This window comes from Serratia sp. MMO-28 (assembly GCF_037199905.1).
Classification (GTDB): Bacteria; Pseudomonadota; Gammaproteobacteria; order Enterobacterales; family Enterobacteriaceae; genus Chania; species Chania oryzae.
The window spans coordinates 1-223 of the sequence record NZ_JBBCVB010000145.1 but is presented as its reverse complement, the minus strand read 5'-3'; the positions used below and the strand labels follow the sequence as shown (position 1 = coordinate 223).

The following is a 223-nucleotide window of genomic DNA, read 5'->3' as shown; positions in this document are numbered from 1 at the left end:
GCAGCGCAACGCTGCAGAGCCTGGCCCTGAACGGCGGCACGCTGAACTTCACCGGCGGCGCTCCGCTCTCCAGCGCCGAGAGCACGGTCACCACCCAGACCCTGACCGCCAGCGGCGGCACCATCAATGTGGTGGGCGCGGGGGCCTGGGATAATGTCCTGCCGGTGGTGCCACCGAACCTGTCGATCCTCGATCAGAACCGCGGGGCCTCGGCGATGCAGTT

General features: G+C 69.1%; 1 protein-coding gene. It reads left to right on the top strand.

Translation table 11 applies throughout. The annotated features are described in order from the left end of the window. On the top strand, nucleotides 1-223 hold a 223-nt coding region (locus tag WG891_RS27210), incomplete at both ends, for a hypothetical protein (RefSeq protein WP_337265142.1).